General features: G+C 75.7%; 23 protein-coding genes. 21 read left to right on the top strand and 2 right to left on the bottom strand.

The annotated features are described in order from the left end of the window. Positions 1-64 precede the first annotated feature (64 nt). From EF903_RS10415 to EF903_RS10320, 20 genes are all read left to right on the top strand, one after another. On the top strand, positions 65-685 hold the full coding sequence (locus tag EF903_RS10415) for a hypothetical protein (protein ID WP_125542912.1): 621 nt from the start codon (positions 65-67) through the stop codon (positions 683-685). Next, positions 678-1,580 carry a hypothetical protein gene (locus EF903_RS10410; RefSeq protein ID WP_125542911.1) on the top strand — a complete coding sequence of 301 codons (903 nt, stop codon included), beginning with the start codon at positions 678-680 and terminating at the stop codon, positions 1,578-1,580. The genes EF903_RS10415 and EF903_RS10410 overlap by 8 nt, the downstream gene beginning before the upstream one ends. A gap of 49 nt (positions 1,581-1,629) precedes the next feature. Next, positions 1,630-1,848: a tautomerase family protein gene (locus EF903_RS10405; protein ID WP_125542910.1), complete on the top strand. Its 219-nt coding sequence runs from the start codon at positions 1,630-1,632 to the stop codon at positions 1,846-1,848. 88 nt (positions 1,849-1,936) lie between these two features. After that, the gene (locus EF903_RS10400) at positions 1,937-2,770 is read left to right on the top strand and encodes an AfsA-related hotdog domain-containing protein (RefSeq protein WP_125542909.1); all 834 of its coding nucleotides are present in this window, start codon (positions 1,937-1,939) and stop codon (positions 2,768-2,770) included. Positions 2,771-2,849: 79 nt separating this feature from the next. Further along, on the top strand, positions 2,850-3,533 hold the full coding sequence (locus EF903_RS10395) for an HAD family phosphatase (protein WP_125542908.1): 684 nt from the start codon (positions 2,850-2,852) through the stop codon (positions 3,531-3,533). Beyond that, on the top strand, positions 3,530-4,159 hold the full coding sequence (locus EF903_RS10390) for a hypothetical protein (RefSeq protein ID WP_125542907.1): 630 nt from the start codon (positions 3,530-3,532) through the stop codon (positions 4,157-4,159). The genes EF903_RS10395 and EF903_RS10390 overlap by 4 nt, the downstream gene beginning before the upstream one ends. Further along, positions 4,156-5,838: a GH3 auxin-responsive promoter family protein gene (locus tag EF903_RS10385; RefSeq protein WP_125542906.1), complete on the top strand. Its 1,683-nt coding sequence runs from the start codon at positions 4,156-4,158 to the stop codon at positions 5,836-5,838. The genes EF903_RS10390 and EF903_RS10385 overlap by 4 nt, the downstream gene beginning before the upstream one ends. Before the next feature lie 52 nt (positions 5,839-5,890). After that, positions 5,891-6,745, top strand: coding sequence for an SAM-dependent methyltransferase (locus EF903_RS10380; protein WP_125542905.1), 855 nt, complete (start codon positions 5,891-5,893; stop codon positions 6,743-6,745). 2 nt (positions 6,746-6,747) lie between these two features. Next, positions 6,748-8,214, top strand: a complete 1,467-nt coding sequence (locus EF903_RS35110; RefSeq protein WP_185902604.1) for an NAD(P)/FAD-dependent oxidoreductase — start codon at positions 6,748-6,750, stop codon at positions 8,212-8,214. Further along, the gene (locus EF903_RS10370) at positions 8,211-9,365 is read left to right on the top strand and encodes a hypothetical protein (RefSeq protein ID WP_125542904.1); all 1,155 of its coding nucleotides are present in this window, start codon (positions 8,211-8,213) and stop codon (positions 9,363-9,365) included. Before EF903_RS35110 ends, EF903_RS10370 begins: the two co-directional genes overlap by 4 nt. Continuing rightward, positions 9,362-10,192, top strand: coding sequence for a DUF6182 family protein (locus EF903_RS10365; protein ID WP_260615057.1), 831 nt, complete (start codon positions 9,362-9,364; stop codon positions 10,190-10,192). Before EF903_RS10370 ends, EF903_RS10365 begins: the two co-directional genes overlap by 4 nt. A gap of 1 nt (position 10,193) precedes the next feature. After that, positions 10,194-10,844, top strand: a complete 651-nt coding sequence (locus EF903_RS10360; RefSeq protein ID WP_125542903.1) for a LysR substrate-binding domain-containing protein — start codon at positions 10,194-10,196, stop codon at positions 10,842-10,844. After that, positions 10,841-11,671: an alpha/beta fold hydrolase gene (locus EF903_RS10355; RefSeq protein WP_260615056.1), complete on the top strand. Its 831-nt coding sequence runs from the start codon at positions 10,841-10,843 to the stop codon at positions 11,669-11,671. The genes EF903_RS10360 and EF903_RS10355 overlap by 4 nt, the downstream gene beginning before the upstream one ends. Continuing rightward, positions 11,665-12,516 carry a methyltransferase domain-containing protein gene (locus tag EF903_RS10350; protein ID WP_125542902.1) on the top strand — a complete coding sequence of 284 codons (852 nt, stop codon included), beginning with the start codon at positions 11,665-11,667 and terminating at the stop codon, positions 12,514-12,516. The genes EF903_RS10355 and EF903_RS10350 overlap by 7 nt, the downstream gene beginning before the upstream one ends. Before the next feature lie 86 nt (positions 12,517-12,602). Beyond that, positions 12,603-13,556, top strand: coding sequence for a carboxymuconolactone decarboxylase family protein (locus EF903_RS10345; protein ID WP_125542901.1), 954 nt, complete (start codon positions 12,603-12,605; stop codon positions 13,554-13,556). An 83-nt stretch (positions 13,557-13,639) separates the two neighbouring features. Next, a complete protein-coding gene (locus EF903_RS10340) occupies positions 13,640-14,836 on the top strand; it encodes a cytochrome P450 (RefSeq protein WP_125542900.1) in 1,197 nt (398 codons plus the stop codon). Between the two features lie 183 nt (positions 14,837-15,019). Further along, positions 15,020-15,214, top strand: a complete 195-nt coding sequence (locus EF903_RS10335) for a hypothetical protein (protein WP_125542899.1) — start codon at positions 15,020-15,022, stop codon at positions 15,212-15,214. After that, a complete protein-coding gene (locus EF903_RS10330) occupies positions 15,211-17,559 on the top strand; it encodes a TOMM precursor leader peptide-binding protein (protein WP_125542898.1) in 2,349 nt (782 codons plus the stop codon). Before EF903_RS10335 ends, EF903_RS10330 begins: the two co-directional genes overlap by 4 nt. Positions 17,560-17,641: 82 nt before the next feature. Continuing rightward, positions 17,642-18,877: a sensor histidine kinase gene (locus EF903_RS10325; RefSeq protein WP_125542897.1), complete on the top strand. Its 1,236-nt coding sequence runs from the start codon at positions 17,642-17,644 to the stop codon at positions 18,875-18,877. Between the two features lie 46 nt (positions 18,878-18,923). Continuing rightward, positions 18,924-19,580 carry a DNA-binding response regulator gene (locus tag EF903_RS10320; RefSeq protein ID WP_125542896.1) on the top strand — a complete coding sequence of 219 codons (657 nt, stop codon included), beginning with the start codon at positions 18,924-18,926 and terminating at the stop codon, positions 19,578-19,580. Positions 19,581-19,614: 34 nt separating this feature from the next. On the opposite strand, the gene EF903_RS10315 is transcribed toward EF903_RS10320, so the two are convergent. Further along, entirely contained in the window at positions 19,615-21,774 is a 2,160-nt protein-coding gene (locus EF903_RS10315; protein WP_125542895.1) for a RecQ family ATP-dependent DNA helicase, read from the bottom strand. A gap of 361 nt (positions 21,775-22,135) precedes the next feature. On the opposite strand from EF903_RS10315, the gene EF903_RS10310 reads away from it, so the two are divergent. Further along, the gene (locus EF903_RS10310; RefSeq protein ID WP_125542894.1) at positions 22,136-22,765 is read left to right on the top strand and encodes a hypothetical protein; all 630 of its coding nucleotides are present in this window, start codon (positions 22,136-22,138) and stop codon (positions 22,763-22,765) included. Between the two features lie 148 nt (positions 22,766-22,913). On the opposite strand, the gene EF903_RS10305 is transcribed toward EF903_RS10310, so the two are convergent. Continuing rightward, positions 22,914-23,354: hypothetical protein (locus EF903_RS10305; protein ID WP_399420538.1), on the bottom strand; the 441-nt coding region annotated here is incomplete at its 5' end.

Genomic DNA, 23,354 nt, shown 5'->3' with positions numbered 1-23,354 from the left:
CCCCGCACCGTCACCCACCGGACCACCCACCGCCCTTCCCGCACCGTCCGAAAGGAACACCCGCATGTCCTCCACCCTCCTCGTCCTGAACGAAGTCGCCGCGGCCCCTGGCAAGGCGGACCACGTCCTGGAGCAGTGGCAGCAGTTCAACCGGAAGGAGCCGATCGCCGGCCGCGCCCTCTACCGCAGCCTGGACGACGACAACCTCCTGGAGATCACCCCCGTCGCGGAGGTGTCCGAGGTCGCCGCCCTCAACGCCCGCTGGCACGAGCTGTGGGACCTCGTCTCCGAGGACCTGGCCACCGACTTCCGCCGCCAGCTCCTCGACTTCGTCGAGGCCCCGAAGGACGTCGCCGAGCCCGTCCCCGCGACCCCGTACGTCCAGCTGCGCCACATCGAGGTCAAGCCCCGCGAGTACGCGGCGTACCGCGAGTGGCGCGAGAACACGATCTTCAACGTCGTCCGGCGGGCCGACGAGGTGAAGGCGTTCCTCGCGTACCACTCCCTCCTCAGCACCGAGCCCGGCGTGATGTTCGTGTCCGGCTTCGAGTGCGCGCCCGAGCAGTACCAGGCGGTCTTCACCTCGCCCGAGTACCAGGAGATCGTCCAGCAGGCCGGGGACCGCTACATCGTCGGCGGGGAGAGCGGCCTCTACACCCGCGTCTACAAGCGCGCCGATGTCTGAGACCGCGACGGCGGCCGCCCCCGCAGGGGCCGCCACCCCGCACCGCAGGGAGGTCCACGAGCTCTCCCTGACCACGCAGGGCCCGCTGTACCCGCCGAGCGAGGTCATGGACGGCGACGGGAACTTCCTGGTGGTGGGCATGGTCAACCGGTCCGCCGCGGACGGCGGGACCGTGCCCGAGTGGGGCGCGGCGGTCGTCTCGGCCGCCAGCCCCGTCCCGGAGTTCGGCCGGCTCGCCCCGTACACGGTCGTACGCGAGCTGGACACCGACCCGGACGGCGCCGACCGGGACACCGTCCTGCACACGCTGCCGCTGCCCCTGCCGTGCAACAACTACCCGATGGTGTTCGCGCCCGAGCAGCTGCCCGACGCCGACCGGGTCGTCCGCCCCAGCCACGCCTTCCACGAGGTGCCGATCCCCGACCTGCGGGCCGAGGACGGCCCCAAGGTCACCGAGCCGGTGACGTTCGGCGAGTGGATGCGGGCGAGCGGCACGCTGGAGGTCGCCGTCACCCCCGACGGCCACGCCGGGACCTTCGACTTCCGGTTCTCCCGGCTCGTGCCGAACAGCGTCTACACGGTGATGTCGCTGCGGGCCCGCGACCTCGACCCGGCGGGCCCCACCCGCCCGGGCCCGCTCGGCGTGCCCAACGTGTTCACGACCGACGCCGAGGGCGCCGGCAGGTACCACGCCACCCTGCCGAACCCGTTCCCCGACCCGGACCTCCCGGGCGCCAACCGGATCATCAACGTGGTCGTGCTGTGGATGAGCTACCAGCGCAGCTACGGCGGCGCCATCGGCGAGTTCGGCCTCGGCGGGGACATCCACGCCCACCTCAAACTGCGCGGCCCGTCCTTCCTGGACCTGCGGACCACCGCCGCTCCGCAGGCCTGACCGGCCGAACGCGGCCGAGCGCAACCACCAGAACCCGGAAGGGGTCCCCATGCCCATCATCTCCGTCACCACCTGGGACGGCCAGGACGACGCCCAGTCCCAGGAGCTCCTGGAGGAGCTCACCCGGACCGTCCGGCGCGTCACGGGAGCACCGCTGGACAAGATCACCGTCTACATCCAGGAGGTGCCGCGCAACCGCTGGGCCGAGGGCGGCGCCCTGGGCAGCGACCCGAAGTTCCCCGAACTGAGCCGGCGCACCACCGAATGACGCGATGAGCCCCCGGCGGACCGGGCGACGACCGCCGGGGGGCCGCGCGCCACGACATCCACCCAGGACAACGGGAAAGGCCACAGCCATGACCCAGGAAACATCCCAGGCCGGGGAGGCCAAGCCGGGCGCGCTCTTCCTCGTGGGCGACGTGTTCGCCGAATTCGCCCACCACGAGGGCGTGTTCACGGTCTCGCAGCTCGCCAAGCGCATCAAGAGCGGGGCGTTCCCGGACGACGCCGGCAGCGGCCCCGTCCGCATCACCCTCGGGCAGGGCGTCTCCCTGTTCGACGTGGCGTTCATCCGCGACACCCTGGACCGCCGCGGGCTCGGGGACCGGGTCGCCATCGACGACCAGGCCCTGCACACCCGCGCCGGGCGGGAGATCGCGCACAAGCACCGCCCGGAGAACGTGCTGATCTCCGACCCGCGCCCGGCCGGCACCGACTGGTACGAGGCCGACCTGCTCGTGGACGCCGGCAACGAGGTCATGTCCGACCACGTCACCGGCCAGCACATGCAGGGGATGCTGGCCACGGAGGCCGCGCGGCAGATGTTCATCGCGGTCGCCGAGCAGTTCTACCTGCCGACGGAGGCGGTCGGCAGCAGATACTTCGTGATCGACTCCTTCTCCACCCGGTACCGCAACTTCCTCTTCCCGCTGCCCGCGGTGGTGCGGTGCCACGTGCTGTCCCACCGCTCGCCGCACCACACGCGGACCACGTTCCACTGCGAACTGTCCGTGACCCAGGGCGGATCGGAGACCGCGGGCATGGACGTCCGGTTCACCGCCTTCGACACGCAGGTCTCCCACGCCAAGGAGACGCGGGCGGCGCAGCGCTCCCTCCAGGACGGCGTGGCCCTGGCGACGGCGGAGGCGGCGGCCACCGCCCCGGCGCGGTCCGAGGTGGGCGCGCCGTGACCACGGCGGACAGCTGCACCTGAAGTGGCGGCCCGTACGCACGTCGGGCCGCCGACCGCCCCCGCAAGGAGCCCAACCCATGTCAGACACCACCCGGCCCCACACCGTCTTCAGCGACGTCGACGAGACGCTGATCACCGTCAAGAGCATGTTCGACTTCCTCCACTACCGGCTGGTGCGCCTGCACGGCGCGGCCGGCGAGGAGGAGTACGAGCGGATCATGGCCGTGCTCCGGCGGCGCGCCGCCGACGGCGTGCCCCGCGAGGAGATCAACCGCGCCTACTACCGGTACTACGCCGGCGAGGACGTCGCGGCGGTCACCGCCCTGGCGGACGACTGGTTCACCGAACGCACCGCCTCCACCCGGGGGTTCTGGATCGACTCCACGCGCGAGGCCCTGCGCCGCCACCGGGCGGCCGGCGCGTCCGTCGTCCTGGTCTCCGGCTCCTTCCCGCCCCTCCTGGAGCCGCTCGCCCGCGAGATCGGCGCCGACGCCGTCCTGTGCACGCGCCCGCTGGCGGACGGCGGGACGTACACCGGCGAGGTCGCCGTGCCCGTCATCGGCGACGGCAAGCGGGAGGCCGTACTGGCCCACCTGGCCTCCCGGCCCGACACCGACCCGCGGGACTGCTGGGCGTACGGGGACCACGTCTCCGACCTGCCCATGCTGGAGCTCGTCGGGCACCCCGTCGCCGTCGGCGACGACCCGGAACTGCGCGAACGCCTGGCCCTGCGCGCCGAGACGACAGCCGCCGCCCGATGAGCGGACCGCGCTTCCACGTGCTGCTGGGGCCCGACGGGGCCGGCAAGTCGTCGGTCATGCGGCGCCTCGCGGCGCAGCTGCCCGACTGGCGGCTGGTGTCGACGGACAGCGCGTTCGTCGCCCCCGAGCACGACCTGGTCAACCGGCTGCGGCAGGACGTGCACGAGCACCTCCTGCCGGGCCTGGGCACCGCGTACTCCGCCGACTTCATGGCGAGCGTGCTGCAGACGGCCGTGGTCCACCTCAGGGACCAGCTGGACGGCCCGGACCCGCGCGTCCCGGTGCTCGTGGACTCGTACTACTACAAGATCCTCGCGAAGTGCCGGATGGCGGGCGTCCGCGACAGCCGCCTGTACTCCTGGTGGCGCTCCTTCCCGCAGCCCGCGCGGGTGGTGTTCCTCGACGTCTCCCCCGAGACGGCCTGGCACCGCAGGGCGGACGGGGCCCGGCTCAACGCCCTGGAGTACGAGGGCCGGGACGGCCACTGGGCGGACTTCGAGCGCTACCAGAAGAACCTGCGGAAGATCCTACTGGAGGAGGTCCGCGACGTGCCGGTGACCGTGCTCGCCGAGCAGTCCGACCCCGACCGCGCGGCGAGGGCCGTGCTGGAGGTGCTGGCCGCATGAACGTTTCCTCCGTCTGGCACGCCCCGGGCCACGCCGCCCGCTACCGCGAGCGCGTCTTCGCCGCCCGCACCCGGCTCACCCGGGACCACTCCGACCTCGCCGAGGCGCAGCGGCGCGTCCTGAACGACCTCGTCGGCTTCAACGCCTCCACCGCCTTCGGCCGGGCCCACGGCCTGGGCCGCGTCCTGACGATGGACGACTTCCGCTCCGCCGTCCCGGTCCGCGACTACGCCGACCACGCGCCGCTGATCGAGCGGACGGCAGCCGGCGAGCGGAACCTGCTGTCCGCCGACACCCCCGCCGTGTACTTCACCAGCAGCGGCAGCACCGGGGCGCACAAGAAGGTCCCCGTCACGCCCCGCTTCATGAAGACGACCTTCATGCCGTTCTACTACGCGGCCTGGGCCCCCCTCGTCGAGCACTTCCCCGAGGTGCTGGAGCGCCCCGACGCGGTCCTGAACCTCAAGCACGACCCGCTCACCGCCCCGCCCACCACCGCGGACGGCCGGCCCCACGTCGGCGCCAGCCAGGTCGACTTCGGCGCCCGGTTCGGCGAACCCCTCTCCGCCGAGCCCGGCACCGGCGCGCCCTGGGCGGCGCTCCCCGTCCCCACCGACCCCGCCGACCACCTGGAGCGGGCCTACCTGCGGCTCCGGCTCGCCGTCCAGGCCGACCTGCGCTGCATGATCGGCATCAACCCGGCGATGGTCGCCGCCGTCCCGTACCAGCTGAACCTGTGGTGGCCGCGCATCGTGAAGGAGGTCCGCGACGGCACCCTCGGCGGGCTGCCCCACGGCCGGCCCGACCCGGCGCGCGCCGCCGAACTGGAACGGCTCGCCGACTCCGCCGGCGGGGTGCGCCCGGCGCAGGTGTGGCCGCGGATGCGGGCGCTGTTCTGCTGGACGACCGGGGTGGCCTCCCTCTACCTGCCCGCCCTGAGCGGGGAGTTCGGCCCGGACGTCGCCGTCCTGCCCGCGCCGGTCGCCGCCTCCGAGGGGCCGGTCGGCGTGGCGCTGGACCGGCACCCGTCGGCCGGCAGCCTCGTCGCCTCCGCCTCGGTGTACGAGTTCGTGCCCGCGGAGGAGGACCTCCGCCCCGACAGCGACACCCTGCTGCCCGACGAGCTCGAAGCCGGCCGCGACTACCACGTGGTGTTCAGCCACGTCGGCGGCCTGTACCGGTACGCGGTCGGCGACGTGGTCCGCGTCGTGGACACCGCCGGCGGGGTCCCCCGGGTCGAGTACGCCGGCCGCGGCGGCCGCTCCGACGCCGCCGGCGAGCGCCTGCGCGACGCCGAGGTCGTCCGCGCCCTGCACACCGCCCTCCGCCCCGGCGGGCTCGCCCTGAGGAACGCCGCCTGCCGGGTCGAGCCGTCACCCGGCGGCACCCCGCACTACGTCTTCGCCGTCTCCCCCCGCACCCCCTGGCCGCCGGCCGGGGCCGCGCGCTTCACCGCCGCCCTGGACGGCGCGCTGTCCGCCGAGTCCGCCGGATACGCCGCCGCCCGCGCGGCCGGCCGCCTGGCCGCCCCGTCCCTGCGCCTCCTCGACGCCGAGGCCTTCGACCGCGACTGGCACGCGGCGGTCGCCTCCGGCATCCGCCCCACCCAGGTCAAGGACCGCCTCTTCCGGCAGGACGACGCCCTGTGGGGGCGTCTGACCGGTACGCCGAACGGCTGACCTCGCCCGGCCCGCAGGCCCGCCGGCCCCACCCCTGCACGAAGGAGCCCCCATGACCGTACTCAACCCCGTCGAACGGACCGCCCTGCTCACCGCGGCGCTGCGGGCCGCCGAGACCCGCCGCGAAGACCGGCTGTACGAGGACCCGTACGCCGCCGGACTCGTCGGCGAGGCCGGCCCCGAGCTGCTGCGGGAGATCCGCGAGGCGACGTTCCCGCCCGGCCGGCCGCGGACCCTGCCCAGCACCCCCGACTACAACGCCATCCGCACCCGGTTCTTCGACGACTTCCTCCAGGAGGCGGCCCGCGCTCCGGAGACGACGCAGATCGTGCTGGCCCCCGCCGGCATGGACTCGCGCGCCTACCGGCTCCCCTGGCCCGGCCGCGTCCGCTACTTCGAGGTCGACCGGCAGGCCGTCCTCGACTTCAAGGCGGAGCGGCTGCGGGGCGTCGAGCCGCGGGTCGACCACCGCACGGTGGCCGTCGACCTCACCTCCGACGACTGGGAGGACCGGCTCGCCGCGGCCGGCTACGACCCGTCCGTCCCCTCGACGTGGCTGCTGGAGGGGCTGCTCTACTACATCCCCGAGGCCGACGCGCACCGGATGCTGGAGCGGGTCGCGGCCGTCTCCGCGCCCGGCAGCCGCATCGCCGCCGACATCGTCAACGCCGCCGCGCTGACCCTCCCCCACATGCGGGGGCTGCTCGACGTCTTCGCGGGCTGGGGATGCCCCTGGGTGTTCGGCACCGACGAGCCCGAGGCCCTGTTCGCGGGGTACGGGTTCGACGTCCGCGCCGTGCAGCCCGGCGAGCCGGGGGCCGACTTCGGGCGCTGGCCCGACCCCGTGCCGCCGCGCGCGGTGCGCGAGGTGCGGCGCGTGTTCTTCGTCCACGGCAGGCGTCGCTGACGATGGCAGCCATCGTCATCGCCGGCGGCGGCACCGCCGGCCTCGCCACCGCCCTGGCGCTCGGCCGGCGCGGCCACCGGGTACGGGTCCTGGAACGGGGCGACGCCCCGCCGGACGGGCCGGCCGTGGAGAGCGCGCGGCGGTGGCGGCGGCCGGGGGTCCCGCAGGCCGTCCACGACCACATCCTGAACGCGCTCGGCGTGCGCATGCTGCGCCGGCACGCCCCCGACGTGCTCGCCGGCCTGCTGGCGCACGGCGCGCGGCTCCTCGACCTGACCGCGGCGGCGCCCGGCGGCCCCGCCGGGCCCGGCGAGGAGGAGCTGGTGACCCTGGTCGCCCGCCGCTCCCTCCTGGACGTGGTCCTGCACCGGGCGGCCGCGGCCGCGCCGGGCGTGACCGTCAGCCACCGCACCGCCGCGGCCGGGCTGCTGACGGCCCCGGGCGGGCCGTCGGGGCAGCGGGTGGCGGGGGTCGTCGCGGACACCGGGGAGCGGATCCCGGCCCGCCTCGTCGTCGACGCGACAGGACGCCGCTCCGCGTCCCGGTCGTGGCTCGCGGCGGCCGGGCTGCCCGTGGCGGACGACCTGAGCGGCCCCAGCCGGCTGCACGCGTACGGCCGCTTCTACCGGCTGCGCCGCCCCGGCGGCCCGCTGCCCGGGCCGCTCAACCGGGGCAACGCCGCCGGGGGGATCTGGGGCCACTACTCGGCCGTCCTGCACCCCGCCGACAACGACGTCTTCGCCATCACGCTCGGCGCCCTGCCCGGCGACCGGGCGATGGCCGCGCTGCGCGGCGCCGGGGCGTTCACCGCGGCCTGCCGGCTCTCCCCGTACCTCGCGCCGTGGGTGGAGGAGGACGCCGCGCAGCCGCTCGGCCCGGTCCGCGCGACCGGCATGCCGCCGAACGTCCTGCGGGGCACGGCGACCGACCGGCAGCGGCCCGTCGGCGGGCTCCTCCAGGTCGGCGACGCCGCGTGCACCACCGACCCGATGTTCGGGCGCGGCCTGTCCCTGGCCCTGGCGCACGCCTTCGGACTCGCCGAGCTGGTCGACGGCCGCCCCGAGGCGGACGACCGGCTGGCGCGGGACGCCGCCGGGCTCGCCGCAGGGCTGCTGCGCCCCTGGTTCGACAAGGGCGTGCACGACTCCCGGCTGCGCGTGCGCCAGTGGCGCGAGGCGACCGGGGCGGCCGCCGAGCCCGGGCCGCCCGAGCCGCCGGCCCCGCCGGTCCCCGCGGCACTGTGGGCCGCCGCGACGGCGGCCGCCGCGGCCGACCGCGCCGTGTGGCGCGGGCTCACCCGGATCCAGACGAGCCTCGCCACGCCCGCCGAGGTCTTCGCCGATCCGGCGTTCCTGGACCGCGTACGGGCCGCGGACGGCGCCCGCCGCGGGCCGGCCGCCCCTGACGGGCCGCGGCCGCCGACCCCCGACGAACTCCGGCACGCCCTGACCACCCGGGAAGGAGGATGACGGTGCAGCCCCGCAAGAACGTCCTGCTTGCCCCGGTCACGGTCACCCCGACCAAGCCGCTGACGCCCAGCCACCTCAAGGGCCTGCTGTGGACCGACGTGATGTACCGGGCCACCGCGCCGCTCGCCGCCGTGACCTACCGCTACAGCCACACCACGTACCACGTCACCGAGCAGACGGTCGGCTTCTGGGAGTACCTCGACCGCACCCGCGGCGAGACCGACTACGGCCAGCTCCCCGAGGAGGAGATCGGCGACCTCTACGTGGCCTACCGGTCCGAGGACCGGCCGCAGGACGCCGCCGTCCTGCGGCCCTACCGCGACGCCGTCGAGCACGGCGGCTGGGTCCACCCGGCGAGCGAGCGGATGCTGCGGCTGTGGACCGGGCACTACGAGCGCCTCGGCATGCACGACCCGGGCCTGCGCGAGCACCAGCCGCCGGGCCTGGGCCTGGAGGAGATGCTGGAGCGGCTCGCCGCCGTCGGACTGCTCCTCGACCAGCGGCACTGCGGCGGCCCCGTCTACCTCGACCTCACCCGGTACGGGATGCCGCTGCGCCGGATCGTCACCTCCGACGGCCGCCCCAACTACCTCGCGTGCGCGCTGCGGGAGCTGATGCCGCTGGTGCCCTGGTACGACGAGGTCGTCCTGCTCTACGACCGCGAGCTCGACTCCGACTACCAGCTCCTGAACCGGGTCCTGGCCCGGCTCGGGCCGACGGTGCGCCGCGTCCCGATCGGCCGGGTGCCGATCGACGGCCGCATCACGTCGGCCCGGCACGGCGGCTGGCACGGCCACACGGCGGGCGCCCTGCTGGACGCCGCGGCCGAGGCCGCCGGCAACGGCTCCGACGGCGGCGGGACGGACGCGCTCCGGCTCGGCATGCGCCTGTACTTCATCGCGACGCTCGGCCCCGGCCAGTCCCAGTCCTTCCGGCACGACCTGCTGCGCAACTGCCTGTCGGTGGCCGCCCGGCTGCTGCGCCGAGCCGCCGGCGAGGGCCCGGCCGCCGGCGCGAGCGACCTGCTCGGCGCCCTCGACCGGCACCGGCGGGGCCACACGTACGTCGACCCCTACCGGCTGGCGTCCTCGCTGCTCGGCAGGGGACGCCCCGCTCCCGATCCCGCACTCCTGTCGGCGGTGTTCCTGTGACCAGTCCCGCGACCAGTTCCCCGACCCGCTCCGCGGCCCGTTCCGCGCGCCCCGCGGCGCTCGCCCCGCCCGCGCCCCCGCCGGCCCCGGCCGCCTCCCTGTCGTCCGCGGTGCTGCTCAAGTCGGCCGCGGACCGGGTGCGGTCCGCGCGCCCCGAGCTGGCGGACCGCCTGGACCTGTCCAGCACGCAGGCCCTGCGGGCCGTGCGGGACGGCTTCCACGGCGGCCGCGGCGTCGAGGCCGACGAGGTCCTGGCCGTGGTCGTGATCGGCCGCCTCGACCTGCCCCGCTGGGTGAAGGAGACCTGCGCCTTCGCCCTCTCCCTCGCCCCGGCGGCGCGCGAGGCGTGGCGGCGCTCCTTCACCCGGACGGTCTACCTGGCGGGCAACCCGGCCAACCTGCGCGGCCGGTTCGCCTTCGACCACGTCGCCTGCGACGACTCGGCGGCCTGGGCGGCGCCGGCGCCCGGCTCCGCCACGGCCGGCCTGCGCCGGCTCCTGAAGGCGTTCGAGGCCTCGCACGAGCTGGCGGCCCTTCCCGCGGTCGACGTGACCGTGCCGGGCCGGCCGGGCGGGCGCCGCCCCGTCCACCGCGACCTGTACGTCGCCACCGCGAAGGTGACCGTCACCGACGCGCTCGTCCACGTCAACCACCTGCTCGCCGAGGCCGTCCTCGACGGGCTGATCGGCCCCGGAGACCGCCTGACCCTGCGGTTCGTGCCGCGGCTGACCGGCCTGGGCGCCCAGCTCGCCATGCTGCGCGTCGACACCGACGTCCACCGCCCGGACGAGCTCCAGGCGTACGCCGGACTGACCACGGAGGTCTGAAGTGCCGTCCCCCCGAACCGGCGCGGCTCCCTCGCCCGCCGCGCCCCGCCCCGTCCGCCTCGGCGTGCACGGCCCGCCCCGCCAGGCCGAGCGGATCGCCGCCGCCGCGGGCGTCCCGCCGTCCGCCGTGGAGTACGTCCCCTACGAGGTGGCCGAGCCGTTCGCGCCGCTGCGCGCCGGCCTGGCGGACCTCATGCTCCTCAAGTACGACCCGCTGGAGCCGGACATCGCCGTCAGCGGGCCCGTCGCCTTCGACGGGCGGGCCGTGCTCGTCGGCGCCGGCCACCCGCTCGCCGGCCGCGGGGAGGTCTCGATCGAGGAGGTCGCGGAGTACGAGGCGTTCCGGTGCCCGGGCAGCTTCCCGGCGCACGTGTGGGACCTGGTGGTGCCGCCGCGCACCCCGCGCGGCCGCACGATCCGCCGCGTCCATCCGATGACCACCCTCGACGCCCTCGCGGAGCTGCTGCGCGCCAGCCTGGCCGTCCACGTCTCGTTCCGGTCGCTGGAGGCCGTCCTCCCGCCCGACATCGCCGTCGTGCCGGTGCACGACCTCCCGCCGTCGCCGGTCGCCTTCGGCCTGCTGCGGGGCGTCGAACCGCCCGGGCACGTCGCGCGGTTCGTCGCCGCCGCGGAACGGGCGGCGCAGCGGTGAGCGCGGCCGTGCACACGGCGGCGCCCGGGGCGGCCCGCACGCATGCGGAGGACGCCGGCGGCCCGCCGGCGGTCCTCCTCCACGCCCTGCCGTTCGACGCGTCCATGTGGGAGGGCACCGCGCGGGAGCTGCGCGCCCGCGGCCACCGCGTCCTCGCCGTCGACCAGCCCGGCTTCGGCGCCGCGCCCGCCCCGGAGGGGCCGCCGTCGCTGGACGCGGTGGCGGACGCCCTCGCCGCGGAGCTCGACCGGCAGGGGATCGGCGCCGCCGTCCTCGCCGGCTGCTCCCTGGGCGGCTACACGGCCATGGCCTTCCTGCGCCGCCACCCGCACCGGGTCCGCGGCCTGGCCCTGCTGGCCGCCCGCGGCACCGCCGACACCGCACCGGCCGCGGAGCAGCGCCTGCGGTTCGCCGACGCGGTCCTCGACGACGCCGCCCGCGAGCGGCTCGTGGCGGCGACGACGCCGTCGCTGCTGGGCGCCACGACGCGGGCCCGGCGGCCGGACCTCCTCGACCGGGTGACGGGCCTGGCGCTGGCGGCCCCGCCGCGGTCGGTCGCCTGGACGCAGCGGGCCGTCGCCGCGCGCCCCGACTCCACGGCGGTCCTGGGCGCGGCGGCGGTGCCCGCCCTCGTCGTCCTCGGCGACGAGGACGAGCTGGTCCGCGCGGACGAGGCGCGGCTGACCGCCGCGGCGCTGCCGCAGGGCCGGCTCGCCGTCCTCCCCGGCGTGGGCCACCTCGCCCCGCTGGAGGCCCCGCGGGAGACGGCGCGGCTCCTCGCCGGGCTGCTCGCCCGAGCCGGGAAGGGGGGTGCGGGCGCATGGTGACGGCCGACCACGCGGGGTGGGGGTACACCGCCTCCACGGGGCTCGCGTTCACGCACGAGGAGATCGTCGACCAGCACTTCGAGGCGTGCGCCGGCCACTACCGGGAGGCGCTGCACGGCGTGGGCCTGCGGCCCGGCTGGCGCGTGCTCGACGCCGGCTGCGGCAGCGGCGCCTTCCTGCCGCTGCTCGCGGAGCTCGTCGGCCCGGAGGGCGGCGTCTGCGCCGTGGACCTGGCCGCCGAGAACGCGGCCCGGGCGGCCGCGCGGATGCGGGAGCACCCCGCGCGGGCCCGCGTGGAGGTGCGGCAGGGCAGCGTCCTCGATCTGCCTTACGAGGACGGCGCGTTCGACGCCGTGTGGTGTGCGAACACGACGCAGTACCTCGACGACGGGGAGCTGGCGCGGGCGCTGGCGGAGCTGCGGCGGGTCACCAGGCCGGGCGGGCTCGTCGCCGTGAAGGACGTGGACGGCACGCTGAGCACGGTGCGCCCGGCGGACCCCTTCCTGATCACCGACCTCTTCCGGCGGTCGGCCGCCTCCCCCGGGTACGCCCGCCAGCTGCTGCGCGGCCGCGACCTCTACCGGTGGCTGCGTGCGGCCGGCCTGGAGGCGGTGCGGCAGCGCACGGTGCTGATGGAGCACCATGCGCCGCTCCCGCCGGCGGCCTTCCGCTTCTACGCGAACGCGTGCGCGCGTTTCGCCCGGCAGGCGGCGGCCGAAGGCGCCCCGGGGAACTGGGCGCCATTCCTGGACCCGGCAGATCCGGCCCATCCGCTGCGCGATCCGGACGGATACATCAGCGAGGGCAACACCATCGCGATCGGCACGGTTCCGAAAACTCCTTGAAAAAACCCGTCCTCTTCTCGGCGGAAGAGGAATTCGACCCGATTCCATCCCCCGCAGTCCACCCCTATCGAATGGATCGAGACGTCATGAATGCATCGCGAAAGACCGCGGAATTCTCCCGCCGCACCACCCTGACCGGGGGTGCCCTGGTCGGAATCGGCCTTGCCGAGGGCCTGCTGGGCGCGGCTCCGGCGGCGGCCGCCGGCAGCCCGGCCGCCGCGTCCGCGGCCACCGCCGCGGACGCCGCCGCCGCGGGCGGGAACTCCCGGTACGCGCGCGGACTCGCCGTCCTGCGCGAGACCTCGGGCGAGCGCGGCACGGCCGTGGTCGAGTCGCTGAAGGACATCGCCCCCGACCTCGGGCGCTTCGTCGTCGAGTTCGCGTACGGCGACATCTACCCGCGGGCCGGCCTGGACCTGCGCGAGCGCGAGCTCGTGACGCTGGGCGCGCTGACCGCCCAGGGCGACACGGCGCCCCAGCTGAACTTCCACATCGACGCGGCGCTGCACGTCGGGGTGAAGCCGGCCGAGGTGGTCGAGGCACTGATCCACCTGGTGCCGTTCATGGGGTTCCCGCGGGCGCTCAACGCGATCGGCGTCGCCCGGACGGTCTTCGCCGACCGCGGCGTGGCCTTCCGCCCGCCGGTCATGAACGACGCCCGCGACCGCTACAAGCGCGGTGTCGACAAGCTGGTGGAGATCGACGGCCGGCACGGTCTGGAGGTCGTCGAGTCGCTGAAGGACATCGCGCCCGACCTGGGGCGGTTCATCGTCGAGTTCACCTTCGGCGACGTCTACCACCGGCCGTGGCTGTCGCCGCGGCGGCGCCAGCTCGTCACGGTCGGCGCGCTCACCGCGTTCGGCGACACCGCCCCGCAGCTGCGGGTGCACATCGGCGCCGCGCTGAACGTCGGCCTGAGCCCGGCGCAGGTCGTGGAGACGCTGATCCACGTGGTGCCGTACGCGGGCTTCCCGCGGGTGCTGAACGCCCTCACGGTGGCGCGCGAGGTGTTCGAGAAGCGGAAGGCGTCCGTCTCGTAGGGGGCCGGCCCGGGCCCGCGCGCCGACCGCGCGGGCCGGGGCCGCCGCCGGAACACCGTCCGACGAAGGGAGCGGCAGGCAGCATGCACACGGAGATCGCGGCGGACTTCGCGGCGCTCGGCGAGGACTTCACCCGCGACCCGTACCCGGTGTACGCGGCCCTGCGCGCGCGGGGCCCGGTGCACCGCGTCCGCACGCCCGAGGGCGCGGAGGCCTGGCTCGTCGTCGGGCACGCGGCCTGCCGGGCCGCGCTCACCCACCCGGGCCTGTCGAAGTCGTGGCGGGACGCCTCGCCCGGGCTGCCGCTGGCCCGGCTCTCGGCCGGCGAGAACCTGCTCAGCTCGAACCCTCCGGACCACACCCGGCTGCGCCGGCTGGTGGCCGGGGAGTTCACGCCGCGGCGCGTCGACGGGCTCGCCCCCCGGGTGCGGGAACTGGCGGGCGGGCTCCTCGACGCGATGCTCGCCCGGCCGGACCGGCGGGCCGACCTCGTCGAAGCCCTGGCGTTCCCGCTGGCGATGGGCGTGATCTGCGAGCTCCTCGGCGTGCCCGCCCTGGACCGCGCGTCCTTCCGGGACTGGGCCGGGCAGGCGCTGAGCAGCCCGGACCGCGAGGCCCGTACGGCCGCCACCGCCGCGATGACCCGGTACCTGGTCGGCATGGTGGAGGAGATGCGGGCCCGGCCCGGCGGCGACCTGATGAGCGCACTGATCCGGACCACGGACGAGGACGGCGGCCGGCTCTCCCCGGACGAGCTCATCGGCATGGCCTGGCTGCTGCTCGTCACCGGCTTCGAGACCACCGTCAACCTCATCGCGGCGGGCGTCCTGCTGCTCCTGCGCCACCCCGACCAGCTCGCCGCACTGCGCGCGGACCCCTCGCTGGCCGGCGGGGCCGTGGAGGAGGTGCTGCGCTACGAGGGGCCGGTCGAGACCACCACGTACCGGTTCACGACGGGGCCCGTGGAGATCGGCGGGTCCGCCATCCCGGGGGGCGGCGAGCTGGTGCTGGTCGCGCTCGCCGACGCCGACCGGGACCCGGCGCGGTTCACGGATCCGGACCGCTTCGACATCCGCCGGCCGCCGGGCGGCCACATCGCATTCGGCCACGGCATCCACTACTGCCTGGGCGCGCCGCTGGCCCGGCTCCAGGCGCGCACGGCCCTCTGCGCGCTCCTGGAGCGGGCCCCCGGGCTGCGCCTGGACGCCGACCCGGCGTCGCTCCCGTGGCGGGCGGGACTCCTCATCCGCGGCCCCCGCAGCCTGCCCGTCCGCTGGTAGGGCGGAGCCTGACGTTCCGCCACCACCGCGACACCCACCCGGTGGTCATACCACCGGTCTATGTGAAATCTTCATCCCGTGATGGTGACGGCAGCACTGTCTGCGGTCGCCTGTTCCCTCGCAGAATCGTCCGTGAACGGATCGAAACCCGCCAGACGACAACTCAAAGGGAACCTGACCACCATGACCAGCATTCCGGCCAGTGCCCGCACCACCGTCAACGGATCCGCACCGGCCCCCGCCCACTCCGCCCGCGCCGGCCTCGTGATCGAGCACCTCGACGCCCTGCCCGACACCCAGCACGCGCTGTTCACGGTCTGCGCCGTGACGCAGCTGGCCGAGCCGGCGGCCCCGGCCGCCGGACTGCCGCGCGCATGAGCACTGCCGAGCGCGAGCGTCCGGCCTCGCGGCCGGCGGCCGCGGACCGCCTGGTGGGCTTCAAGTCCCACCTGCGGCCGACGGTCGTACCCGGTGACGCCGCCTACCTGGTGTCCCGGCGCGGGGTGACCGCGCTGGGCGGCAGCCAGGCGGAGGTCCTCGTACCGCTTCTCGACGGCACCCGCACCGCGGGCGCGGTCCGGCAGGAGGCCTCCCGCCTCCTGGGAGCCGAGGACGCCGAGGCCGCCCTCACCGCCCTCGCCGACGCCGGACTGATCCGCGCCGCTTCCCCGTCGGCCGCCGCCGCGGCCGGCGGGGCCCTCGCGGCCGGCGCCGCCGAGGCCGAGGCCTACTGGGACCTGGCCGGGCTGGACGGCGGACTGGCCGCCGCCGACCTGTCCCGGGCGTCCGTCGCGATCGAGGCCCTGCCCGGCCTCGACGCGGCGCCCGTCGCGGAGGCATGCCGGGCTTCCGGCGTGGCCGTCGCCGACGACGCGGACTCCGCCTCCCTGTGCCTCGTCCTGTGCGACGACTACCTCTCCCCCGGCCTCGCCGAGGCCGACGCCGCCCACCGCGCGGCCGGCCGGCCCTGGCTGCCGGTCCGGCTCTGCGGGACCGACCCCTGGGTGGGCCCGTTCTTCCGGCCGGACACCGGACCCTGCTGGCACTGCCTGGCCGTCCGGCTGCGCGGCCACCGCCACTCCGAGTTCCCCGTACGCAGGGCCCTCGGCCTGGACGGGCCCGTTCCGCGGCCCCCGGCCGGGCTTGCCGCCGGGACGGCGCTCGCGGTGAACCTCGCCGTCCTGGAGGCCGCGAAGTGGCTCGCGGGCCTGCGCCACCCCGAGCAGGGCCACGTCCACACCTTCGACACGCTGCGGCTGCGCACGTCCGGGCACCGGGTGGACCGGCTCCCCCAGTGCCCCGCCTGCGGCGACCCCGGCCTCGTCGCCCGCCGGGTGCGCGCCCCGTTCGTCCCCGCCTCCCGGGCCAAGGCCCCGGCCGCCGCCGGCGGGAACGGGGACCGGGCGCTCACGCCCGCGCAGCTGCTGGCCGCGTACGGGCACCTCGTCGACCCGGTCACCGGGGTCGTCAAGGAGATCCGGCGGGCGCCCGGCACCCCGGACGACGCCCACGCCTACACCTCCGGCCACAACCTGGCCATGGCGTCGGCGACCTTCGCCGGACTCCGCTCGGGCCTGCGCGCGCTCAGCGGCGGCAAGGGCCGCACCGCCGAGGAGGCCCGCGCGGGCGCGCTGTGCGAGGCGGTCGAGCGCTACAGCGGCACCCGGCACGGCGACGAGCCGACGGTCCGCGACTCGCTGCGCGGCCTGGGCGCGGCGGCCGTCCACCCCGACGACTGCCTGCTCTACAGCGCCCGCCAGTACGCGGAGCGCGACCTGTGGAACGCCCGCGCCTCCCGCTTCCACTACGTGTCGGCGCCGTTCGACGAGACGCGGCCCACCGACTGGACGCCGGTGTGGTCGCTGACCGGGGGCGTGCAGCGGCTGCTGCCGACGTCGATGCTGTACTTCGCCCGCGGCGACGGCCGGGCCCCGGCCCCGCACCCGGACGACCCGTGGGCCGACTCCAACGGCAACGCGGCCGGCAGCAGCCCCGAGGACGCGCTGGTGCAGGGGTTCATGGAGCTGGTCGAGCGGGACGCGGTGGCCCTGTGGTGGTACAACCGCACCCGCCAGCCGGCCGTGGACCTGGACGCGTTCGCCGACGACTGGACCGAGCGGATCCGCCGGGGGCTCGGGCGGGCGGGCCGGGAGGTGTGGGCGCTCGACCTCACCTCGGACCTGGGGATACCCGTGGTCGCGGCGCTGTCCCGGCGCATGGACAAGCCCGGCGAGGACGTGGTGTTCGGCTTCGGCGCGCACTTCGACCCGGGGGTCGCGCTGCGCCGGGCGCTGTCGGAGATGGCCCAGCTGCTGCCCGCGGTGCGCGACGCCCGGGCCGACGGCACGGGGTACCGGATCACCGACCCGGAGCCGCTGGCGTGGTGGCGGAACGCGACCGTCGCCAACCAGCCGTACCTGGTGGCCGATCCGGCGGCGGCGCCGCGCACCCCCGCCGACTGGCCGGTGGTCCGTACCGCGGACCTCCTGGACGACGTACAGGCGGTCACCGAGTTGGTCCGGCGGAAAGGCATGGACCTGTTGGTACTGGACCAGACGCGGCCGGACCTGGGGATTCCGGTGACGAAAGTGGTCGTACCGGGACTGCGTCATTTTTGGCCGAGATTCGCTCCCGGCCGGCTATTCGACGTGCCCGTGGAACTCGGCAGACTGGCCGAACCGACACCGTACGACCAGCTCAATCCCATCCCTCTGTTCGTGTGAGCGATCGGATTTCAGCGCCCGCCCGACTTCCTCGCCTATGCTCAAGGTGGCTGCAACACGAAACGCCCATGGGGGGATTGACATGTCTGGCCGCCTCAAGTCCTCGGATGACGCATCGGAGGCGGTCCTGTTCGAGGGGATTCTGCGGCGCAGCCGGGACCTGCCGGCGCCGCGGATGGCCAAGGTCACCGTGGTCGTCGCACTCCTGTGCTACGTCGGCATCACCACCCTCAACGTCCTGGGCGCCGGCGTGGAGGGCCCGGCCCTGGCGGCCGCCCTGTTCTGCCTGGCCGCGGTCTTCGGCCTGCAACTGCTGCACTCCCGGGCCGGCGCCAAGCAGGCCCCCGCGGCGCGCCGGGCGCTGACCCTGGGCGCGCAGGCGGCCTTCACCTACCTGCCGCTGCTCGCGCTGAAGTCGCAGTGGGGCGCCATGGCGGGGTTCCTCGCGGGCTCCCTGCTGCTGCTCCTGCCGCCGCGCCTGGGCTGGTGCCTGTACGGCTTCGTGGGCGTCAGCATGCTCGTTCCGCCCCTGCTGGACGGCCGCCCCGTCCTCGACAGCGTGTACCTGGTGCAGACCACCCTGCTGACCGGGCTGGTCACCTTCGGGCTGACCCGCCTGTCGGAGCTGGTGCGCGTCCTGCACGAGAGCCGGGACGAGCTGACGCGCGCGGCGGTCACCCGCGAGCGGCTCCGCTTCGCCCGCGACCTGCACGACCTGCTCGGGTACAGCCTGTCCGCCATCCAGCTCAAGGGCGAGCTGATCCACCGCCTGATCCCGGCGCACCCGGCGAAGGCGAAGAAGGAGATCGAGGACATCCTGGCGATCTCCCGGCAGTCCCTGGCGGACGTGCGGCGGGTGGCGAGCGGCTACCGGGACCTGTCCCTGGAGGAGGAGATCGCCTCCGCCCGGTCGGTGCTGAGCGCCGCCGAGGTCGAGGCGGTCACCGACGTGCGGATGGTGAAGGTCAGCCCGCCGGTGGACACGGTCCTGGCCACCGTGCTGCGGGAGGCCGTCACCAACGTGCTGCGGCACAGCCGGGCGGCGTACTGCGAGATCACGGCCGTCGAGGAGGACGGTCTGATGACGCTGTCGGTCACGAACGACGGGGTCACCGAGGGGTACCGCGACGCCTCCCCGCACAGCGGGAGCGGCCTGGGGAACCTGGGCCTGCGCCTCCAGGCGGTCGGCGGGGAGCTGGAGGTCGACCGCGGTCCCGGCGACGTGTTCCGGGTGGTCGCGCGGGTGCCCGCCCAGGGGGCGGTCGAACTGGACCTGGACGGGTCGCCGGAGGGCGAACGCGGCTGGCTGGTGGCGTGAGCTGACCGTGCGTCACGCGCCGCCGGCCGGCGCCGGGACGGTTGTTATGATTGAAAGCGCAAAGATCGACCGCGCGGACGGGGGGCTCGCAACGGTGATCAGGATCCTGCTTGCCGAAGACATGAACATGGTGCGCGGCGCGCTCGTCGCCCTGCTCGAGATGGAAGACGACCTGGAGGTCGTCAGCGAGCTGGAGCGCGGCGACAAGATCCTGGCCGCGGCCCTGGAGGTGCGGCCGGACATCGCTGTCATCGACATCGACCTCCCCGGCCTCGACGGCCTCAGCGCGGCGGCGCAGCTGCACGAGCACCTGCCGGAGTGCCGCACGCTGATGCTGACCAGCCTGGGCCGCCCCGGCACCCTGCGCCGGGCGCTCGCCGCGCAGGTGTCCGGCTACATCCTCAAGGACGACTCGCCCAAGGAACTGGCCAGCGCCATCCGGCGCGTGGTGGCCGGGCAGCGGGTGATCGACTCCAAGCTCGCCGTCGCCGCCTGGAACGGCCTGGAGAGCCCGCTCACCGACCGGGAGACCGAGGTGCTGCGCATGGCCGCCCAGGGCTCGGAGGCGACCGAGATAGCGGGCGAGCTGCACCTGTCCACCGGGACTGTGCGCAACTACCTGACGACCGTGGTGATGAAGCTGAAGGCCCGCAACCGGGTCGACGCCATCCGCATCGCCCGCGACGCGGGCTGGCTGGTCTGACCGGCCGCGGGGCCCGCAGAAGGCCCCGCCCCTGTCAGCCGGTGGCGGCGAGGACCAGCGGGAGGACCTCGCCGCTGCCCGCCCGCCGCAGCAGTCGGGCCGCCACCGCGAGCGTCCAGCCGGAGTCGGTGCTGTCGTCCACGAGGAGGACGGGGCCGGGAGACTGCTGCAGCGCGGCGGCCAGCTCCTCGGAGACCGCGAACGCCCCCCACAGGCCCCGCAGCCGCTGCGCCGAGTTGCTGCGGCGTGCCGCGTACGCCCCGTCCGGGCCGGTGTGGTCGAGGGCGCCCAGGAACGGCAGGCGGCCGACGGAGGCGATGCCCCGGGCGAGCGAGTCGACGAGCCGCGGACGGCTCAGGGACGGCACCGCGACGACGCCGACCGGGCGGGCGGAGGCGTCCTGGACGTCGGGCGCCCAGCCGCCCGGCGAACGCGCCCAGTCGGCGAGCACCGCGACGGCGGCCCGCAGCACGTCGTCGGGGACGGGCCCGTCGGGGGCGCCGTCCGCCAGGAGGGGCCGCAGCCGGTTGCCCCAGCCGATGTCGGAGAGCCGGCCGAGGGCGCGCCCGGTCGAGCACTGCTCGCCGGCCGGGATCCGGCCCTTGAGCTCGATCCCGAGGGCGGGCATCCCGGTGGGCCACATGCGGCGCGGCTCGATCTCCACGCCGGGCCGGTCGAGCTCCCTGGCGGCGGCGGTCAGCGTCTCGGCGGAGACGGCGGTGTCGGCCCAGGGGCCGGCGCAGTTGTCGCAGCGGCCGCAGGGCGCCGCCCCGGCGTCGTCGAGCTGGAGGCGGAGGAACTCCATCCGGCACCGGTCGGTGGTGACGTAGTCGCGCATGGCCTGCTGTTCGGCGGCCCGCTGGCGGGCGACCCGCGCGTAGCGCTCGGCGTCGTACACCCACGGCTGCCCGGTGCTGGTCCAGCCGCCCTTCACGCGCTTGACGGCGCCGTCGACGTCGAGGACCTTCAGCATGGTCTCCAGTCGGCTGCGCCGCAGGTCGACGGCGGCCTCCAGGGCCGGTACGGACAAGGGCCGGCCGGCGTCGGCGAGGGCAGCGAGGGTCTGCCGCACCTGGGCCTCGGGCGGGAAGGCGGTGTCGGCGAAGTACCGCCAGATGGCCTCGTCCTCCTTGCCGGGGAGCAGCAGTACGTCGGCGTGCTCGACGCCGCGGCCGGCGCGGCCGACCTGCTGGTAGTAGGCGATCGGCGAGGACGGGGAGCCGAGGTGGAGGACGAAGCCGAGGTCCGGCTTGTCGAAGCCCATTCCGAGGGCCGACGTCGCGACGAGCGCCTTGACGCGGTTGGCCAGCAGGTCGGCCTCCGCCTGGAGGCGGTCGGCGTTCTCCGTCCGCCCCGTGTACGAGGAGACGGCGAACCCGCGCTGCCGCAGGTGGGCAGTGGCCTCCTCGGCCGCCGCCACGGTCAGCGTGTACACGATCCCGGAGCCGGGCAGCTCGTCGAGGTGCTCGGCGAGCCAGGCCAGGCGGTGCGCGGCGTCGGGCAGCCGGACGACGCCCAGGCGCAGGCTCTCCCGCTCCAGCGGTCCGCGCAGGACGAGTGCCTCGCCGGCGCCGGTGCCGAGCTGCTCGGCGACGTCGGCGGTGACGCGGGCGTTCGCGGTCGCGGTGGTGGCCAGGACCGGCACCCCGGGGGAGAGCTCGGCGAGCATGGCCCGCAGCCGCCGGTAGTCGGGCCGGAAGTCGTGCCCCCAGTCGGAGATGCAGTGCGCTTCGTCGACGACGAGGAGGCCGGTGGTGGCGGCGAGCTTGGGCAGCATCTGGTCGCGGAAGTCGACCGAGTTGAGGCGTTCGGGGCTGACGAGGAGGACGTCGGTGGCGCCGCGTTCGACCTCCTCGTGGATGGCGTCCCACTCCTCCGGGTTGGCGGAGTTGATGGTGCGGGCGCGGATGCCGGCCCGCTCGGCCGCCTCGACCTGGTTGCGCATCAGGGCCAGCAGCGGGGAGACGATCACGGTGGGCCCGGCGCCGCGGCGGCGCAGCAGGGCGGTGGCCACGAAGTAGACCGCGGACTTGCCCCAGCCGGTGCGCTGCACGACCAGGGCCCGCCGGCGCTCCCGCACGAGGGCGGCGACCGCCTGCCACTGGTCCTCGCGCAGCCGCGCGGCGCCCCCCGGGTCGCCCACCAGCTCGGCGAGTACGGCATCGGCTTCGGCGCGCAGGTCGGGATCGTCCATACCCCCATGCAACCGGATGCAGGGGCCGGTCGGCCAGTTCACTGCGGGCGACACCCCGCAAGCGGAGGGTGGCGGCCGGATTCTCCGCGGACCGCGGGAGGGCCGCGGGCGCGGCGACGGGCGCGGCGTCGGGCCGTTCCCCTGCGGCGGTATGAGTCGCCGTCAGTGCGGCTGGGCAAGGATATGAACGGCATACCGGCGAATTCCGGTCGGCGGTTCCAATTGCTCGTTGCCGCATGCTCTCGGCCCACGCGAGAATCGGAGTGCTCCCGCTCGGCTCGACGGCACTCCCTGGGCCGTGCTGCGGCGCGCCCCCACTCCAGCCGTGCCCGTCCGCGGGCGTGTACCCGAAGGGAGGACCGTGGCCTTCGGATTCGCCCCGCCCTCGACCGCGTCTCTGACTGCGACGGCCGGCGGCAGCAGCCGGCACGGAAGACTGCTGGAGCCTGCCGAGTGGACGGCGGCCGGCATCCCGCTGCTGCGCAGTCCCCGCGAGCTCGTCAGCGGCCTGCACTCGCGGCACGGCCCCGTGCCGTCGACCGCGGTGATAGCCGTCCTGGGCCCGGAGGAGGATCTCGTCGCGAGCGCGTCGTTCGTCCAGCGGACGGCGTCCGGCGACGGCTGGGACTACCGCAATGCGCTGCTGGCCGGCCTGCGCCGGGTGATCCCGCACGACCTGCGCCGCCGGAGCCCGGTGCGGACGGCGGTTCTGATGTACTGCCGCGACGGCGACGAGCGGTGGACCGAGGAGGACGGCGCCTGGATGTGGGGGCTGCGTGACGCCTGCACCCTGCACGGGCTGCGCTGCGGCGCGTACATCACGCTGACCCGCAGCGGCTGGCAGGTCCTCGGCGAGGGCCGCGGCGGGCGGCGCCCCGACGCCGGTTCGCGGCCGGAGCGGCTCGGCGACGCCGCGGCCGACTTCGCCGCGATGGCCGTGCGCACCGGCGGCGGCGCGGCCGAGGCCCTGCGCCACACCGCGGCACGCTGACCGCGGCCGCCGGGCCTGGCCGGCCGGGGCGGGTGCCGGAGCCCCCGGCCGCACGCCCGGGCGGGCGCCTGCGGCGGCCGGGGAGCGGGCTCCAGCGGGGCCGGCTCCTGCCAGCCCCGCCCCTCGCCCCGTACCGGGGTACGGGGCGTCAGACGCCCGCGCCCAGAACGGAGTTGATCTCCTTCGGGTCGCCGCACACGATCAGCAGCGCGCCGGCCCGGGCGAGCGCGACCGGCAGCACGGCGGCGGCCGCCGAGGCGGGCCCCCCGTTGACGGCGACGACCACGACGGGACGGCCGGAGGCGCGGGCCGCCTGCGCGGCGTCCGCGTAGAAGACGTCGTCCCCGGCGTCGTGCTGGGCCCAGTAGGCGGCCTCACCGAAGGACAGCTCGTGCGCGGCCCAGGGGTGGAGGTCGCCGGTGGTGAGGACGAGGACGTCGCCGGGGGCGCGCCCGGTGTCGAGCAGCAGGTCCACGGCCTCTTCGGCCGCGTCCAGCGCGCCCTCGGCCGAGGCCGGGATCAGCTGGATCTGGGGGACCGCCGCCGACACGGACGGTGCGGCGGGAGCGGCCTGCGGCGTGCGCGGTAC

The organism is Streptomyces sp. WAC05292, from assembly GCF_003949955.1.
Lineage (GTDB): Bacteria > Actinomycetota > Actinomycetes > Streptomycetales > Streptomycetaceae > Streptomyces > Streptomyces globosus.
The sequence above is the reverse complement of the archived record's forward strand: the minus strand, read 5'-3'. Positions and strand labels throughout refer to the sequence as shown.

What these genes read in the sequence shown, in the direction of transcription:
- EF903_RS10415 (WP_125542912.1), top strand. Translation starts at nt 65, where the DNA reads ATGTCCTCCACCCTCCTCGTCCTGAACGAAGTCGCCGCGGCCCCTGGC.
- EF903_RS10410 (WP_125542911.1), top strand. Translation starts at nt 678, where the DNA reads ATGTCTGAGACCGCGACGGCGGCCGCCCCCGCAGGGGCCGCCACCCCG.
- EF903_RS10405 (WP_125542910.1), top strand. Translation starts at nt 1,630, where the DNA reads ATGCCCATCATCTCCGTCACCACCTGGGACGGCCAGGACGACGCCCAG.
- EF903_RS10400 (WP_125542909.1), top strand. Translation starts at nt 1,937, where the DNA reads ATGACCCAGGAAACATCCCAGGCCGGGGAGGCCAAGCCGGGCGCGCTC.
- EF903_RS10395 (WP_125542908.1), top strand. Translation starts at nt 2,850, where the DNA reads ATGTCAGACACCACCCGGCCCCACACCGTCTTCAGCGACGTCGACGAG.
- EF903_RS10390 (WP_125542907.1), top strand. Translation starts at nt 3,530, where the DNA reads ATGAGCGGACCGCGCTTCCACGTGCTGCTGGGGCCCGACGGGGCCGGC.
- EF903_RS10385 (WP_125542906.1), top strand. Translation starts at nt 4,156, where the DNA reads ATGAACGTTTCCTCCGTCTGGCACGCCCCGGGCCACGCCGCCCGCTAC.
- EF903_RS10380 (WP_125542905.1), top strand. Translation starts at nt 5,891, where the DNA reads ATGACCGTACTCAACCCCGTCGAACGGACCGCCCTGCTCACCGCGGCG.
- EF903_RS35110 (WP_185902604.1), top strand. Translation starts at nt 6,748, where the DNA reads ATGGCAGCCATCGTCATCGCCGGCGGCGGCACCGCCGGCCTCGCCACC.
- EF903_RS10370 (WP_125542904.1), top strand. Translation starts at nt 8,211, where the DNA reads ATGACGGTGCAGCCCCGCAAGAACGTCCTGCTTGCCCCGGTCACGGTC.
- EF903_RS10350 (WP_125542902.1), top strand. Translation starts at nt 11,665, where the DNA reads ATGGTGACGGCCGACCACGCGGGGTGGGGGTACACCGCCTCCACGGGG.
- EF903_RS10345 (WP_125542901.1), top strand. Translation starts at nt 12,603, where the DNA reads ATGAATGCATCGCGAAAGACCGCGGAATTCTCCCGCCGCACCACCCTG.
- EF903_RS10340 (WP_125542900.1), top strand. Translation starts at nt 13,640, where the DNA reads ATGCACACGGAGATCGCGGCGGACTTCGCGGCGCTCGGCGAGGACTTC.
- EF903_RS10335 (WP_125542899.1), top strand. Translation starts at nt 15,020, where the DNA reads ATGACCAGCATTCCGGCCAGTGCCCGCACCACCGTCAACGGATCCGCA.
- EF903_RS10330 (WP_125542898.1), top strand. Translation starts at nt 15,211, where the DNA reads ATGAGCACTGCCGAGCGCGAGCGTCCGGCCTCGCGGCCGGCGGCCGCG.
- EF903_RS10325 (WP_125542897.1), top strand. Translation starts at nt 17,642, where the DNA reads ATGTCTGGCCGCCTCAAGTCCTCGGATGACGCATCGGAGGCGGTCCTG.
- EF903_RS10320 (WP_125542896.1), top strand. Translation starts at nt 18,924, where the DNA reads ATGATTGAAAGCGCAAAGATCGACCGCGCGGACGGGGGGCTCGCAACG.
- EF903_RS10315 (WP_125542895.1), bottom strand. Translation starts at nt 21,774, where the DNA reads ATGGACGATCCCGACCTGCGCGCCGAAGCCGATGCCGTACTCGCCGAG.